Raw genomic sequence first — 16090 nt, 5'->3', positions numbered from 1 at the left:
TCGCTACTCCCTGGGGTTGTTTCTTGGTACGAGTCCGCCATTGCGGCCCGCGACCGGACATGGACAGGCATGAACCGCGCCTGGTTCAGCTGTCGCTCAGGATGCACAAACAGCCCGTCATCACAAGAGTGGAATTCCAGATCGGGCTCAATCTCCACGATCCCTACACACTCTGTGCACAGTGCTCTCCTACTCTGGCTGCGTCCTCAAACAGAGGCATCCGAAGGAGAAGCACCATGAACAGTCAATCCACCAATCGTTGGTACAAGAGCACCGCCGCCAAGAGCGCCGCGCTGGCGAGCGTGCTGATGGCCGGTATCGTCAGCCCCAGCTTTGCGAGCGACCGAGGCACCGGAGCCGTGATCGGCGCCGTCAGCGGCGGTGTGATCGGCAACGCGGTGGGTGGCGACCAGGGCACCGTGATCGGTGTGCTGGCCGGCGCGGCCCTGGGCGTGGCGATTGCCGACAGCAACCACCACGACAACCGCTACAACGATGGCTATCGCCAGGTCGGTTACTACGATAACGGCGGCTACGCTTATCGTCAGGCGCCGGTTTATCGCCAGGCGCCGGTGTACTACCAGCCGGCCCCGGTGTATCGCCAGGTCTACCGTCCGGCGCCGGTGTATCGCCAGACCGTGGTTTACCACGAGCGCGGCGGTCGCAACGACGGTCGCTATGACCATCGCTACGACAACCGCTATGACAACCGCTATTACAACCATCACGACAATCGCCGTGACGACCGTCACAACGATCATCGCGACTGGGATGGCGACCATCGCGACCATCACTAAACGCTGATCGGGTTGGGTCGAGATTCAGTTCGATCCAACGAGGCGGGCCTCCGGGCCCGCCTTTTTTGTGGCCGATCGGTGTCCGCCGGATGTCCGCGGACACTCCAGCGGACACTGGCCCCCGGGGGCATGCCAGGGAGCCGTTACATAGTGGATCGCAATTGATGAAAGCCCATGCCGGTAGGTCGGCAAGGGATTGCCTAAGGGTCATGTCGGAATGCCCGGTGCCCGGCCAAGTCGCTTGCAATCCCTGGAACACATCTACCAAGCTTGATCGAAGCAGCGAACCGAAGAGCCATCGTCGGCAGCGACGGACACAGGTGATGCTTTGACCCAGGCCGCATGGAACCCGCAACTGATCGCGATCGGCGGCTCCGCCGGATCGCTGGATGTATTGCGGACCATCCTGCCACGGCGCTCAGACCATCCGCTGCCGCCGATCGTCATCGTTGTCCATGTGCCGGCAGAAGGCCCGGCGCTACTGCACGAATTGCTAGGCGAGCGCTCGTCGCTGGCGATGAAGCAGGCCGACGACAAGGAACTGCTGCAGACAGACCACGTGTATTTCGCGCCGCCCGGCTATCATCTGCTGATTGAGAAAAACCAGAGGCTCGCGCTGTCCGTGGACCCTGCGGTGAACTACTCCCGGCCGTCGATCGATGTGCTGTTCGAAAGCGCAGCCAATGCCTGTGGCTCGCGGCTGCTGGCCGTATTGCTCAGCGGCGCCAGCGAAGACGGTGCCCGCGGAATGGCAAAGGTCACAGCAGCCGGCGGCCGGTGCGCGATCCAGACGCCGGAGTCCGCCAGTTCGCCCTTGATGCCGGCGGCGGCACTCGAGCGCGTGCCGCTGCCGAGCTACCTGATGAGCCCCGATGCGCTCGGCGAACTGCTGGCCGGACTGAAGGCGGATGCCGATGCCAGCGCCTGACTCGATTAAATGCCTGATCGTCGATGACGTCGCCGAGAACCTGACGGCACTCGAGGCGCTGCTGCGCGGCGACGGCGTCGACGTACTCAGCGCAAGCTCCGGCTTCGAGGCGCTGGAGCTGCTGCTGAAGCACGACGTCGCGCTGGCACTGCTCGATGTGCACATGCCCGACATGGACGGCTTCGAGCTCGCCGAACTGATGCGCGGCACCGAGCGCTCGCGCCATGTGCCGATCATCTTCGTCACCGCCGCTTCGCGCGAACCTCAGCGTGTTTTCCGCGGCTACGAGACCGGTGCGGTCGATTTCCTGTTCAAACCGATCGACCCCAACATCCTGCGCCACAAGGCCGACACGTTCTTCGCACTGTATCGGCGCAAGCAGGAGCTGGCCCGGGCGCTGCAGGTTCGCGACGATGTGCTGGCGGTCGTATCTCACGATCTCCGTGACCCGCTGAACGTGGTCGCGATGGCAGGCTCGATGCTGCAGCAGATCGGCACCGAGAAGAACGAGCCGCAGACACTGGAAATCGCCGGCATGCTGCAACGCTCGGTCGAACGCATGCAGCGCATGATTGCCGATCTGCTTGACATGGCGACACTGCGCTCCGGCCGGCTGTCGATCCAGACCCGGCGCGGCGAAGTCGCCGGCCTGCTCGGCGAGGCTGTGGCCGCGTGGCAGCCTGCGGCACAGAAAAAACGCATCGATCTGCGCTGCGAGATGCCGCAGGACAACGGCGATCTGCAGTTCGACCGGCAACGCATGCTGCAGGTTTTCTCCAACCTGATCGGCAACGCGATCAAGTTTTGCGACACCGGCGCGAGCATCGTCGTCAGCGCGCTGGTCGAGCGAGACAGTGTGCGCTTCTCGGTCGTAGACACCGGTCCCGGCATCAAGGACGGCGATCTGGACAAATTGTTCGATCCGTACTGGTCGGGCGGCCGCGAGGCGCGCGGCGGAACCGGCCTGGGCCTGTACATCACACGCGGCATCGTCGAAGCGCACGGCGGCCGGATCTGGGCCGAGAATCGCGGCGACGGCGGTGCAGCCTTGCGGTTTGTATTGCCGAAAGCGTAGGTCGGCAATCCTTTGCCGACATGAGGTGGTGATTGCGCATCCGGAGGCAGGCGTCGGCAAAGGATCGCCGACCTACGCCGGCAGGCGCAGCACCACTTCCAGCCCGCCGCCTTCGGCATTCGCTGCGGTCACGCTGCCGCGATGCGCGATCACGACGCGCTGGATGATCGCCAGCCCCAGTCCGTGACCTTCGGCGCGGGCTGCGTTGGTGCCGCGAAAAAAAGGCCGGAACAGGCGCGGCAGATCTTCCGCCGGCACGCCCGGTCCGCGATCGCGAACGCGGATTTCGGCACCACCGTCGCGTCGCGACAGGCCGATCTGCACTCGCCCGCCGTCGTCGCTGAACTTGATCGCATTCGCCAGCAGGTTGTCGATCGCACGCCCGATCAGCTCCTGGCTGCCGGCGATCGAAATCGCCGGCAGCTCGACCAGTTCCAGTCCGATGCCGCGTGTGCCGGCTTCGAGCTGCCAGTCTTTGATGCGGCTGCGCAGCAGTTCGCTGAGATCGAACGGCTGGCGGTCCGATCCCGGCAGATCGGTTTCCAGCCGCGATAGCGCCAGCGCCTGGCCGATCAGCAAGTCCAGGCGGCTGATTTCGTGCTCGGCGCGATCAAAATGCGCGGCCGCCTCCTCAGTGGGCGTGCGCCGCGCCAGGTCCAGCAGCAGATGCAAACGCGCCAGCGGCGAGCGCAGCTCGTGCGACACGTCCTGCAGCACGCCGCGCTCGCTGGTCACCAGGGTCTCGATACGGCCCGCCATGCGGTCGAAGTCGCGCGCCAGATCGCCGACTTCATCACTGGACCGGGTGAAGCGTGGCGGCACACGCGCCGCCAGATCGCCGGACGCGAACCGCCGTGCCGCGGCTCTGACCGCCGCCACCGGCCGCGCAATGGTGCGGGCGATCCACCAGCCGACGATACCGATCACCAGGGTCGACACGCCGATCTGCGTCGCCAGCACTTGCTCCATCCGCGGGAATGGCGGCCGCGGCCGGCGCATCGCGACGAGCTGGCGCGTCACACCGTCACGGCCGACCACGACCTGAGCAACGGTGATCAGGCGGCGCGGCACGCCGTCGCGGCCGAACATGATGTGACCGGCGACGCGTTCACCCGGCGGCGGACGTCTCTCGGGGCTATCGGAAAACAACAGCTCCGGCGGCGGCCGCGGCATCGGTAGCGCCGGGCCGCCGAGGCTCTGCTCGTTTTCGTAGAGCCTGGCTTCGATACCGCGGCGGCGCTGGCTCTCGATCCAGTTGATCAGCCCGGGCTGACCGTGCTCGATGTAGGCGCTGTTGGCCTGCTCGGCAATCTCGGCCCAGTCGGGATCGTCGCCGTAGGAATAGCGCGCGATGCGCTCGGTGACGAACACCGACACCACCATCGTCGCCACGTTGGCGACGCAGAACCACAGCAGCAGCCGCAGATAAAGCCGGCTCACTGCAGGCCGCCGGCCGGCAGTATCAATTGATAGCCGGCGCCCCGGATCGCCTCGATGCGCGGCGCCTGCGGGGAAGCGTCTGCAAGCTTGCGCCGCAAGCGCGACAGATGCACGTCGACGCTACGATCGAAGCGCTCGATCTCGCGGCCGAGCGCTTCGCGCGTCAGCAGGGCCTTGTCCACGACCTGGCCGGCGCGCTGCGCCAGCGCCAGCAGCAGCGAGAATTCGGCACCGGTCAGTTCCAGCTCGGCGGCATTGAGCAGTGCCCGCCGCTCGCCGGGGAACAGGCGCAGCGGCCCCACCTGTACCGCCGGCGGCAGGGCCGGCGACGACTGGCGCAGGCGCGCGCGAATCCGCGCGAGCAACTCGCGCGGCAGGCAGGGCTTGGACAGGTAATCGTCGGCGCCGAGTTCGAGCCCGACCACGCGGTCTACCGGCTCGCCGCGCGCCGACAGCATGATCACCGGCAAGCCGTGACGCGCGCGCAGTTCGGACAGCGTCTGCAGGCCGTCGCGGCCCGGCATGGTCACGTCGAGAATCATCAGATCGGGCCGGCGCGACGGATCGGCCAGCCGGTCGAGCGCGCCGTTGCCGTCGTGCACCACGTCGACCTCGAAGCCCTCGCGGCCCAGATAGTCCTGCAGCAGCCGGCAAAGCTCGCGATCGTCGTCCGCGATCAGGATGCGGTTCGGAGTCTTGTTCATGCAGCGTACTGTTCCCCGACAGCGCGGCGACCGCAAGGCCGTGCTCACCGGTTTACCGTTCTTTACCGCCGCGCAACGTTTTGAGATCGGCGGCTGCGCTTAAATACTCCTGCACTTTCACCGCATCCTCCCACTGTCCTGAACGCATGGATGCACGCCTTAGGAGATCCAAATGCGCCGCTTTATTAGCTCTGCTTCCCTGATTGCCAGCCTTGCCTTGTCCGGCGTCGCCTTCGCCGGCAAGGGTCCTGGTCCCGAAGGGCATGGCCACGGACCCGGCCCGGGCGGTCCCTACCTGCATGAACTCCAGGATCTGAATCTGAGCGACGCGCAGCGCGCGCAGATCAAGGGCTTTTTCGACGCCGGCCGCGAACAAGGCAAGGCCAGCCGCGAAGCGATGCACGATCTTCATCGCAGCTACGACCTCGCCGTGCCCGGCAGCAACGAGTTCCGCTCGCTGACCGCCAAACTCGCCGACGCCGAAGCCGCGGAAGCTCGCGAACGCGTGCAGAAGTTCGCCGAGATCCGCACCCAGGTCTACGGCGTGCTGACGGCCGACCAGCGCAGCAAGCTGGCGACCGAACTCGCCAACCGCCCGGAACGGCCTGAAGGCCCGGAGCCGCGCTGATACGCAGGCTTCTGCAACCAAGTGCCTCGTTTCCCAAGTACGGTCACGAAGGCGCACCCGGAGTTTTGCGACTGGCAAGGCGCGACGACGAGGCATAGCCCCGCTATGGCGAGGAGTCGCAACGCCGCCAGGCGCGAAACTCCGCCGCGGATTCGTGACCGTACTTGGGAAACGAGGCACTAAGCATGAGTGTCGAAGGCCGCCCCGGCAACGGGGCGGCTTTTTTGTTTCAAGCGCAATGCGTAGGTCGGCAATCCTTTGCCGACATCAGGCCGTGATTGCGCATTCGAGGGTACACGTCGGCAAAGGATTGCCGACCTACGCATTGCGCACGGAGTTCCGGGCCACCGACTCAGCTTTCCTTCAGCTTGGCTTGCGCAAGCTGCTGCCAACGCAGTCAAGATCGACAAGAGCCTGGGCCAATGACCCATTCGCCGCCCACCTGGCCAAGCCGGCTCAACATCCTGCTGGTTGAAGACAGCCCGCGGGATGCCGAGCTGACCCAGGCGCAGCTGGCTCAACTGAATTGCGAATGCAAGGTCACGCTGGTGGACAGCGAGCGCGATTTCCGGACGCAGCTGCGCTCGCAGGTGTTCGACGTGATTCTCGCCGACTTCATGCTGCCGATGTTCTCCGGGCCGGAGGCGCTGGCGATTGCACTCCGGGAGGTGCCCGACGTGCCTTTCATTTTCGTCTCCGGCGTGCTCGGCGAAGAGCACGCCGTCGAGATGCTCAAGCAGGGCGCGACCGACTACGTACTCAAGCAACGTCTGCAGCGTCTGCCGATGACGGTACGGCGTGCGATCAGCGAAGCACAGGAGCGGCGCAGCCGGATCAAGGCGGAAAGTGCGCTGCGCGAGTACGAAACCGGCTTTCGCCTGCTGGTCGACGCGCTGCGCGACTACGCGGTAATCGGCCTCGACCGCAACGGCAACATCCTCAGCTGGAACAGCGCGGCCGAACGGCTGCTCGGCTACCGCGCCGACGAGATCACCGGCGAATCGGTCAGTCGCCTCTATGCGGGTGAGTCCGCGGGCGAACCCGGCAACGGCGACAACGAGGTGCTGCAGTCGTTGAACGGTGCGCTGCACAAGGGCAGCCATGTACGCGACCGCTGGCTGACCAGCCGTACCGGCGTCGTGTTCTTCGCATCGATGGTGACTACCGCGATCCGCAACGACGAGGGCGAACTGATCGGCTTCTCCAAGATCATCCGCGACACCACCGAAAGCCACCGCGCCGCCGATGCGCTGCGCCTGGCCAAGGAGCAGGCCGAAGCCGCGAACGCGGCCAAGGATCGTTTTCTGGCGATGCTGTCGCATGAGCTGCGCACACCGCTGACGCCGATCCTCGCGGCGACCACGTTCATCGAACAGCGCTTCATCGACCGACACGCGCAGCTGCCCGAGGGTCTGTCCGAGCTTTTGCCGCTGATCCGGCGCAATATCGAACTCGAAGCCCGACTCATCGACGACCTGCTCGATCTGAACACCATCTCTCACGACAAGCTGAGCCTCGAACTCGCGCCGCTGGACTTGCATGCCTCGCTGGCCGAGCTGATCGAGAACGCGCGTGTCGAAGCCGACGACAAGAATCTGCGCGTCGACGCTCGCCTGCATGCCGCCCGTACCCGCATCAACGGCGATGCCGCGCGCGTGCAGCAGATCGTCTGGAACCTGCTGCGCAACGCGATCAAGTTCACGCCGACCGATGGCGCCATCGTCGTGGAAACCAGCAATCCCGACGATCAGCACATCTCGGTCCGCGTCACCGACAGCGGCATCGGTATCGGCGACGTGGCGATGCCGAAAATCTTCTCCGCGTTCGAGCAGGCCGATACCTCGATCACGCGCCAGTTCGGCGGCCTTGGGCTGGGGCTGGCGATCGCGCATGCGCTGACCTTGCGGCACGGCGGCGACCTCGTCGCCTTCAGCGCCGGCGAAGGCCGGGGCGCGAGCTTCACGATGACGCTGCCGCTGACCACGGCCGCGGTCGAAGCCTGGCAGACCCCGATCAAAATGCCGGCCAGTACCAGGCCGCTGCGTATCCTGCTGGTCGAAGACAATCAGGACACGAGCCTGGCGATGGTGACCCTACTGAGCATGAGCGGCCATACGGTCGAGGCGGCGGCGAATGTGGAGCAGGCGCGGCACAAGGCCGGCCAAGGGAGCTTCGATCTGCTGATCAGCGATCTGGGCCTGCCGGATGGCGACGGCATGGACGTGGTGCGCTGCTTCATCCAGCACCAGACCGCGCCGTCGATCGCAATGACCGGCTACGGCATGGACGACGATATCCGCCGCTGTCGCGACGCCGGGTTTACCGCACACGTGACCAAGCCGGTGGGCTTCGATCGCCTGAACGAGCTGATCCTGTCGCTGACGGCGGGCAAGCGCTGACCACGGTTTCGTAAATACCGCGCCGTTTGACGAGTGAGCAGTCGTAGGTCGGCAATCCTTTGCCGACGTGAGGCGGCGATTGCGCATCCAAGGTACACGTCGGCAAGGGATTGCCGACCTACATGTCACGATTGCGCATCCGTTCGGACGGGTCACGCTCAGTTGGACGGAGTATGTTGCGGCATGGCCCCGGCCCCGGCGTCCATACAGGAGAAGCCCGATGAAAATGCCCCCCTACTCCAAGCTGCTGGTCATCGTGCGCACCGGCCACAGTGATTGCGCGGCCTTGGCCCAGGGTACGGCGCTGGCCGAAAAGACCGGTGCCCAGCTGCTGCTGCGCGCCTTCGACGACACCGCCGCCCCGTTGCCGGCCGACACCGCGAACGCCTGGCTCGACACCACGCTGGCGCGTCTGATCAGTATGGGCGTCAAGGCCAGCGGCGAGCGGATCGCCCGCCAGCCGGCGCAGGAGGCGATGCTCGCCGACATCGAGGCGCTGCAGCCGGACCTGGTGATCAAGGAGCTGCGCCGCGAATCGGTACTACGCCGCCTGTTCTTCACGCCCGAGGACTGGTTCCTGGCGCGGCGCTCGCCGCGGCCGCTGCTGGTGGTCGGCGAAGGCTCGGCGGCGCTGCCGACCCGGATCGTCGCCGCCGTCGACATCGCCACGATGGACGGAGAGGACCTGCTCAACCAGCGCATCGTCGACGAGGCGCGCAGCCTGGCCGAGCAGACCGGCGCCGAGTTGCACCTGGCCCACGTGTACGAGCCCGTCATCGACGTCCCGGAAGACGCGACGATGCAGGTGATGGGCACGTCGCCGGCGATGATCGAGGAGCTGTCGAAGCTGCATCGCGAACGCTTCGCCGCGATCGCGGATCACTTCGGCATCGCCGAGCCGCAGCGCCACCTGGCGATCGGCCGCACCGACCTGGCGCTGGAGGACCTGTGCCAGCAGATCGGCGCCCAGACCCTGGTCACCGGCAGCCACGACCGCAGCGGGCTCGAACGCTTCCTGATGGGCCATACCAGCGAGGTGCTGCTGTCGCATGCGCGGCAGAACGTACTGGTGGTCAAGCGGGCGCCGTTCGATTGAACCGGCAACCCGCGCGATCGCTTCCGGGCGGCCCATCGTATGCTAGCCTTCGACTTTCCAAAACCTGCCGGTCTCCTCTGCGCACATGGCAACTTACAAGGCTCCGCTTCGCGAAATCGGCTTCGTTCTGAACGACGTCCTCAACGTGGAGCAACTGTCGAAACAGTTGCCGCTGTTCGCCGAAGCCACGCCCGATACCCTGATGGGCCTGGCCGAAGAGGCCGCCAAGCTGATCGAAAACATCATCGCCCCGCTGAACCAGCCCGGCGACATCAACGGCGCGACCTGGAAGGCCGGTGAAGTCACCGTGCCGAAAGGCCTGGGCGAAGCCTATCGCCAGTACGCCGAGGCGGGCTGGGTCAGCCTGTGCAACCCCACCGAATACGACGGCCAGGGCCTGCCCTATACGCTGGCCAAGGTCGTCGAAGAAATGCTGTGCTCGGCGAACGTGGCGTTCGCGCTTTACCCGGGCCTGACCACCGGCTGCTTCGAGGCGATCCTGGCCTCGGGCGACGAAGCCACCAAGCAGACCTACCTGCCCAAGCTGTCGACCGGCGAATGGACCGGCACGATGTGCATCACCGAGCCAGGCGCCGGCTCCGACGTCGGCGCGGCCAAAACCAAGGCGAGCCCCAACGGTGATGGTAGTTACTCGATCGAAGGCGGCAAGATCTTCATCACCAGCGGCGAGCACACGATGGTGCCGAACATCATCCATTTCGTGCTCGCACGCCTGCCCGACTCGCCGCCGGGCGTCAAAGGCCTGTCGACGTTCGTGGTGCCGAAGTTCCTGGTCAATGCCGACGGCAGCGTCGGCGAGCGCAACCGGCTCGAATGCGTGGGCATCGAGCACAAGATGGGCATCCACGCCTCGTGCACCTGCCAGATGCAGTTCAACGGCGCGCAGGGCTGGATCGTCGGCAAGCCCAACGAGGGCATCCAGAACATGTTCGTGATGATGAACCTGGCGCGCATCATGGTCGGCTTCCAGGGCCTGGGCCAGTGCGAACTGGCGACGCAGAACGCGATCGCCTATGCCAGGGACCGCCGCCAAGGCCGCGCCAGCAACGGCAAGGCCGAGATCATCGAATTCCCCGACGTGCGCCGCATGCTGCTGACGATGAAGGCGACCACCGAAGGCGCCCGCGTGATGGCCTACGAGACCGCGATGTACGTGGACATTGCGCATCACCACCCGGACGCCGCGGTGCGCGAAGAGGCCCAGGACTGGGTCGATCTGAATACACCGCTGGTGAAGTCGTTCTGCACCGATTCCGCCGTTGATCTCGGCAGCACCGCGATCCAGGTCTACGGCGGCCACGGCTTCGTGCGCGACCACGGCATCGAGCAAATCGCGCGCGACTCCAAGATTTTGTGCCTGTACGAAGGTACCAACGGCATCCAGGCGATGGACCTGGTGCGGCGCAAGCTGATGCTGCACGACGGCCGCCTGGCGCAGCGCTTCTTCGCCAAGGTGCGCTCCGAGAACCAGTCGGATGCACCGGTGGGCTTCCTGGTGCGGCCGCTGATGAAGGCGATCGAAGCGCTGGAGAACACCACCGCCTGGTTGCGTGAGAGCTACAAGACCCATCCCGACGCGGCCGGCTTCGGCGCCGTGGATTATCTGCGCGCGTTCGCGCTGTGTTATCTCGGCTACAACTGGCTGCGCATGGCCAAGGCCGTCAACCATCACAGCGACGAAGGGTACCGGCAGAGCAAGCTGGTGACCGCCGAATTCTTCGCGTCACGCATGCTGCCGCAGGTGCTCACGCTGTGCGACAACGTCAAGACTCCGGTCGAGAGTCTGATGAAGCTGGACGCTGCGAACTTCTAAGCATAAACAAAAGCAGATAAGCAGAAGCAGAGCTGCAGTATTTCTGGCAGTAGTTCCTAAAGAGAGGAGAGAGGCGGCAAGCCGATCTCGGTACGCAACCGCTGGGCAGGTCATCGATGACCCCCGGGCGGCGGCGGCCCCGTTCGACTCACCGTTGCTGTGCAATAAAGCCCGCGCCTGCAAGACGCGGGGACCGATGACGGCGCCCGATCGCCGTTGCCAGGGCCTTGCCTGCCGGGCCCGTAAGGAGTTGGACTGTGATGCTGAATCTGCGTCGTTCGCTGCATTGCGTGATCGCACTGTGCCTGCCGCTGGCCTTGCTCGCCTGTGCGCACAAACAGGTTGAAGAGCAACAACAAGGCGCGACCACCCAGCCGGAACGCCCGGCCTGGATGCCGCCGCCGCTGACCAGCATGGCCTACAGCAGCCGCATCGGCATCATGACCGTGCTCGACAGCGAGATTACGCACGTGACATCCGGCACCGCCGGCATCGGCAACTCGACCGTCGCCAGCAAGGCCGGCTTCGACCTGCCAGGCTACGTCACCCAGTCGCTGCGCAAGGGTATCCTCGGCAATACGCCGTACCAGCCGGTGCTGGTGCGCCCCAGCGCGCGCCTGGTGCGCGACAAGCTGGTCTGGCAGAAGAGCTGGAGCGAGAGCAACCAGCGCTTTAGCGACGACTGGCAGAAAGAGTTCGACGCGATCCTGAAGCAGAACCAGTTGAAACTGCTGATCGTGATCAGCTCGCCAGCTGAGGACGACGGCATCGTCGGCACCGCGCAGGACATCGTCGGCTCGGGCTACTACTCGCGCTCGTTCTTCGGCAAGAAGCAGACCGCAGTGTTCTCGACGATCCACTTCTACCGCATCGCCGGCCAGCCCGGCAAACTGCTGCAGCCGGTGAGCTCGCCGCAGGAGCGCCTGTATGCGGATCTGCCGAACTTCCCCAACCCGGCGCCCGCGCCGCTGCCGGCGCCGATGCAGAACTCGGTGAATACGGCGGTCAAGAACATGATCGACCAGAAGGTCGGCGCGTTCATTTCGTTGATGAAGTGAATCCTGCGCTAGGCTAGTGTCCTGTCAACCCTGGAGCCGCGACCATGAGCCCTAACAGCGTCTACGATTTCGAAGCCAAGACCATCGATGGCAGCAGCCAGTCACTGGCCGACTACAAGGGCAAGACGCTGCTGATCGTCAACGTCGCCAGCAAGTGCGGCTTCACCCCGCAGTACAAGGGCCTGGAAGCCCTGTATCGCAAGTTCAAGGACAAGGGCGTGGTGGTGCTCGGCTTCCCCTGCGACCAGTTCGGCCACCAGGAGCCGGGCGACGAGAACGAGATCAAAGACTTCTGCTCGCTGACCTACGAAGTCGACTTTCCGATGTTCGCGAAGATCAAGGTCAACGGCGACGACGCGCACCCGCTGTACCGCTACCTGAGACATGCCAAGCCCGGCCTGCTCGGCTCGGAAGGCATCAAGTGGAACTTCACCAAGTTCCTGGTCGACACCAGCGGGCACGTGGTGAGCCGCTACGCGCCGACCGATACGCCCGCGTCGATCGAAAAAGACCTGGCGAAGCTGGTCGGCTGAGTGTGTTGGGGGTAGGTTGGGGTGAGCTTGCGAACCCCAACATCGGCGCGGAACCAATGTTGGGGTTCGCTGCGCTCACCCCAACCTACCCCCAACCTACTCGGCTAAAGCCGCGCCGCTTTGAACGTATCGCAGTCCCCCGGCTGGCCCGAATCGAAACCCTTGCGGAACCAGCTCACGCGCTGCTTCGAGGTACCGTGGGTGAACGTGTCGGGTACCACGGTACCGCGCGATTGCTGCTGCAGGCGGTCGTCGCCAATCGCCGTCGCGGTATTCAGGGCCGACTCGATATCCCCCGCCTCCAGCCAGTGATGCCGCTGCTCGGCCACGTGCGCCCAGACGCCGGCGTAGCAGTCGGCCTGCAGCTCCTGGCGCACCAATAGCCCGTTGTCGCCGGAGACCTCCTGGCCGCGCTCGCGCGCCGCATCCACGGCCTGCGCGGCGCCGGTCAGCGTCTGCACATGGTGGCCGACTTCGTGGGCGATCACGTACGCATTGGCAAAGTCACCGCCGCCGCCGAGCCGCTGCCGCATCTCGTCGAAGAAGCTCGTGTCCAGATAAACCTGCCGATCGCCGGGGCAGTAAAACGGGCCGGTCGCCGAGCTGGCGCCTCCGCAGGCCGTCTGCACGCGGCCCGAGAACAGGATCAGCCGCGGCGGCTGATATGCCTGCCCCTGCGCCTGGAACAGCCCGCCCCAGACGTCCTCGGTCTCGCCGACAATCGCACGGACGAAATCCACGGTGGGGTCGTCGGCCGGCGGCGCCTGGGTCTCCTCAGTGGTCTGAGTGCCCGGGTCCATCTGCGACAGCAGACCCAGCATCTCCAGCGGATTGCGCCCGGTAAGCAGGCTCAGCACGATCACGACGGCAACGCCGCCGATACCAAGCTTGAAACCCCCGCCACCGCCGCCGCCGGCCGAGCCGACGTTGTTGCTGCGCCGCGCATCACCCCATTTCATGTCATCAGTCTCCCGGGAAACAAAGCCAGCGTAAGCGGAACCGCAGAACAGCCACTGCCGACCAACATCGTCATTCCCGCGAAGGCGGGAATCCAGAGATGTAACAGCCGCGCTCGCCGCACTGGATTCCCGCCTTCGCGGGAATGACGAGCTAGGCCTCAGGCTCCGCCGCTACTTCCGCCTCCACCACCCGCGCCACCTTCGACGGCGCGCCCTCCGGCGAGGCAATGAAATCCGCCGCGAACGCCGCATAGCGATCCTGCTCGATCGCTGTGCGCAGCCGGCTCATCACGCCCTGGTAGTAGCGCAGATTGTGAATCGTATTGAGCCGCGGGCCCAGCATCTCGTTGCAGCGGTCCAGGTGATACAGGTAGGCGCGCGAGAAATTGCGGCAGGTATAGCAGTCGCAGTCCGGGTCCAGCGCGGAGGCGTCTTCGCGATACTTCGCATTGCGGATCTTGACCACGCCCTGGCTGGTGAACAGATGGCCGTTGCGTGCGTTGCGCGTGGGCATCACGCAATCGAACATGTCGATGCCGCGCCCCACCGCCTGCACGATGTCGCGCGGCGTGCCCACCCCCATCAGATAGTGCGGCCGATCCGCCGGAAGCTGCGGGCCGAGCACGTCCAGCACCTGCAGACGCTCGTCCTCGGATTCGCCGACCGACAGGCCGCCGATCGCATAACCCGGAAAGCCGATCGCGGTCAGCCGTTGCAACGACTCGCGGCGCAGCTCCGGCAGCATGCCACCCTGCACGATGCCGAATAGAGCGCCGTGGTGGTCCGCGTGCGCGTCCTTGCAGCGCTGCGCCCAGCGCGCCGACATCTCCATGGAACTGCGCACCTGGCGCTCGGTGGCCGGGTGCGGTGTGCATTCGTCGAACTGCATGACGATGTCCGAGCCCAGCGCATGCTGCACCTCGATCGAGCGCTCCGGCGACAGGAACAGCTTGTCGCCATTCACCGGCGACGCGAACTTGACGCCCTCCTCGGTGATCTTGCGCAGGCCCGCCAGGCTCCAGACCTGAAAGCCGCCGGAGTCGGTCAGGATCGGCCCGCTCCAGTTCATGAAACGGTGCAGGCCGCCGAGCGCCTTCATCACCCGGTCACCCGGACGCAGCATCAGGTGAAAGGTATTGCCCAGCAGAATCTGCGCCCCGCTGTCGCGCACCTCTTCCGGCGAGATCGCTTTGACCGAGCCGTAGGTGCCCACCGGCATGAACGCCGGCGTCTCGACCACGCCGCGGCCGAACGTCATGCGGCCGCGGCGGGCGGCACCGGAGCTGGCCAGTAACTGGAAATCCACGATGCGAAGGTCCTGCGGGCGGGCCGCCACGGCAATAAGGCTGCGCGTTTTATAGCGAAGCGGCCGGGGATGCAAGCCGACCCCGGCCCGCGGAAGCCACAGCTACAGGCTATCCAGCGGGCTCCGGGCGCCCCGCCCGCCCCGATTGACGACGTGCGTATAGATCATCGTCGTCGCCACATCGCTGTGCCCGAGCAACTCCTGCACGGTGCGGATATCGGAACCGGATTCCAGCAGGTGGGTCGCAAACGAATGCCGCAAGGTATGCGGCGAAACCGGCTTGACAAGGCCGGCCTGCTGGGCTGCGCGCCGCACCAGCTTCTGGATGCCGGATTCATCCAGATGGTGCCGCCGGATCTGGCCGGACCGCGGATCGACCGACAGCACCGAGGCAACGAACACGTACTGCCATCCCCACTCCACCGGCGCATTCGGATACTTCACCGCCAGCGCGTCCGGCAGCCACACCGAGACACGGCCGCCGATCTGGTCCTGATCGAATATCGCCCGGCGCTGCTCGATCTGCGCGCGCAACGGCCCGGTAAGCGAATCCGGCAACATCGTCGAGCGGTCCTTGCCGCCCTTGCCCTGCCGCACGATGATCTGGCGGCGCTCGAAGTCCACGTCCTTGACACGCAGCCGCAGGCCTTCGGTCAGGCGCATCCCGGTACCGTACAGCAGCCGTACCAGCAAAGCGGCCGGCGTAGCGGAGCCCACCGCCTTCATCAAGGCGTCCGTCTCGGCCCGCGTCAGCACCGTGGGCAGCCGCGAGGGCTTCTTGGCCCGCGTGACGCCCTCCAGCCAGGGCAAATCCACATTGAGCACCTCCCGGTACAAGAACAGGATCGCCGCCAGCGCCAGATTCTGCGTGGCCGCGGACACATTCCGGTCCACCGCCAGGCTCGACAAAAACGCCTCCACCTCCGGCGCCCCCATCTCCACCGGGTGGCGCTTGTCGTTGAACAGAATGAAGCGTTTAATCCAAGCCCAGTAGGTGTCTTCCGTGCGCAGGCTGTAGTGCTTGGCACGCATCCGGCTACGGAACTGGTCAACCAGCCGGAACGGTCGAGGCGTCGATGACTCGGTGTCCACCATGGATTCCGCCTTTAAAAGTACAAAAGATCGGGAATCAAAGTGTTATGCATAGTGCAAATAAGTTATGCGGACTGCGTCACGAGTTAGGCGGATTCCGGTGTCCGAGAAATTGGCGTTAGGACCCCGTAAAAAAGGGCAGTTAGAAACTTTTAAAATGAAATCGGAAACTGTAAAGCGAAAAGCGGGCTGTATAAACAGACGCAATCGTGCTACTACAAAGCTTCAAAATCCGGTCCGC

14 protein-coding genes are annotated in these 16090 nt (G+C 65.2%); 9 read left to right on the top strand and 5 right to left on the bottom strand.

All coding sequences use genetic code 11. The annotated features are described in order from the left end of the window. Positions 1 to 236: 236 nt before the first annotated feature. The 3 genes from JWQ90_RS21205 to JWQ90_RS21195 all read left to right on the top strand — a co-directional run bounded on the left by JWQ90_RS21205 (position 237) and on the right by JWQ90_RS21195 (position 2800). The gene (locus tag JWQ90_RS21205) at positions 237 to 797 is read left to right on the top strand and encodes a glycine zipper 2TM domain-containing protein (RefSeq protein ID WP_299696989.1); all 561 of its coding nucleotides are present in this window, start codon (positions 237 to 239) and stop codon (positions 795 to 797) included. A 328-nt stretch (positions 798 to 1125) separates the two neighbouring features. Next, on the top strand, positions 1126 to 1725 hold the full coding sequence (locus tag JWQ90_RS21200; protein ID WP_299696988.1) for a chemotaxis protein CheB: 600 nt from the start codon (positions 1126 to 1128) through the stop codon (positions 1723 to 1725). Further along, a complete protein-coding gene (locus JWQ90_RS21195; protein WP_299696987.1) occupies positions 1712 to 2800 on the top strand; it encodes an ATP-binding protein in 1089 nt (362 codons plus the stop codon). The genes JWQ90_RS21200 and JWQ90_RS21195 overlap by 14 nt, the downstream gene beginning before the upstream one ends. A 72-nt stretch (positions 2801 to 2872) precedes the next feature. Here JWQ90_RS21195 and JWQ90_RS21190 read toward each other — a convergent pair whose 3' ends face one another. Beyond that, complete coding sequence (locus JWQ90_RS21190) at positions 2873 to 4240, bottom strand: HAMP domain-containing sensor histidine kinase (RefSeq protein WP_299696986.1); 1368 nt, start codon at positions 4238 to 4240, stop codon at positions 2873 to 2875. Continuing rightward, complete coding sequence (locus tag JWQ90_RS21185; protein WP_299696985.1) at positions 4237 to 4944, bottom strand: response regulator transcription factor; 708 nt, start codon at positions 4942 to 4944, stop codon at positions 4237 to 4239. The genes JWQ90_RS21190 and JWQ90_RS21185 overlap by 4 nt, the downstream gene beginning before the upstream one ends. Positions 4945 to 5116: 172 nt before the next feature. Here JWQ90_RS21185 and JWQ90_RS21180 point away from each other — a divergent pair, with 172 nt between their 5' ends. From JWQ90_RS21180 to JWQ90_RS21155, 6 genes are all read left to right on the top strand, one after another. Continuing rightward, complete coding sequence (locus tag JWQ90_RS21180) at positions 5117 to 5572, top strand: Spy/CpxP family protein refolding chaperone (RefSeq protein ID WP_299696984.1); 456 nt, start codon at positions 5117 to 5119, stop codon at positions 5570 to 5572. A 422-nt stretch (positions 5573 to 5994) separates the two neighbouring features. After that, a complete protein-coding gene (locus tag JWQ90_RS21175) occupies positions 5995 to 7971 on the top strand; it encodes a response regulator (RefSeq protein ID WP_299696983.1) in 1977 nt (658 codons plus the stop codon). 220 nt (positions 7972 to 8191) lie between these two features. Further along, on the top strand, positions 8192 to 9067 hold the full coding sequence (locus JWQ90_RS21170) for a universal stress protein (RefSeq protein ID WP_299696982.1): 876 nt from the start codon (positions 8192 to 8194) through the stop codon (positions 9065 to 9067). 85 nt (positions 9068 to 9152) lie between these two features. Then, on the top strand, positions 9153 to 10901 hold the full coding sequence (locus JWQ90_RS21165; protein ID WP_299696981.1) for an acyl-CoA dehydrogenase family protein: 1749 nt from the start codon (positions 9153 to 9155) through the stop codon (positions 10899 to 10901). 260 nt (positions 10902 to 11161) lie between these two features. Continuing rightward, positions 11162 to 11959, top strand: coding sequence for a hypothetical protein (locus JWQ90_RS21160; protein WP_299696980.1), 798 nt, complete (start codon positions 11162 to 11164; stop codon positions 11957 to 11959). A 44-nt stretch (positions 11960 to 12003) separates the two neighbouring features. Next, positions 12004 to 12492 carry a glutathione peroxidase gene (locus JWQ90_RS21155; RefSeq protein WP_299696979.1) on the top strand — a complete coding sequence of 163 codons (489 nt, stop codon included), beginning with the start codon at positions 12004 to 12006 and terminating at the stop codon, positions 12490 to 12492. 104 nt (positions 12493 to 12596) lie between these two features. Here JWQ90_RS21155 and JWQ90_RS21150 read toward each other — a convergent pair whose 3' ends face one another. The 3 genes from JWQ90_RS21150 to JWQ90_RS21140 form a co-directional block, all read right to left on the bottom strand. Next, the gene (locus JWQ90_RS21150) at positions 12597 to 13451 is read right to left on the bottom strand and encodes a neutral zinc metallopeptidase (protein ID WP_299696978.1); all 855 of its coding nucleotides are present in this window, start codon (positions 13449 to 13451) and stop codon (positions 12597 to 12599) included. Between the two features lie 151 nt (positions 13452 to 13602). Then, positions 13603 to 14757, bottom strand: a complete 1155-nt coding sequence (tgt, locus tag JWQ90_RS21145) for a tRNA guanosine(34) transglycosylase Tgt (RefSeq protein WP_299696977.1) — start codon at positions 14755 to 14757, stop codon at positions 13603 to 13605. A 102-nt stretch (positions 14758 to 14859) separates the two neighbouring features. Continuing rightward, positions 14860 to 15852, bottom strand: a complete 993-nt coding sequence (locus JWQ90_RS21140; protein ID WP_299696976.1) for an integron integrase — start codon at positions 15850 to 15852, stop codon at positions 14860 to 14862. Positions 15853 to 16090: the final 238 nt, after the last annotated feature.

This window comes from Hydrocarboniphaga sp. (assembly GCF_028291725.1).
Classification (GTDB): domain Bacteria; phylum Pseudomonadota; class Gammaproteobacteria; order Nevskiales; family Nevskiaceae; genus Hydrocarboniphaga.
The sequence above is the reverse complement of the archived record's forward strand: the minus strand, read 5'-3'. Positions and strand labels throughout refer to the sequence as shown.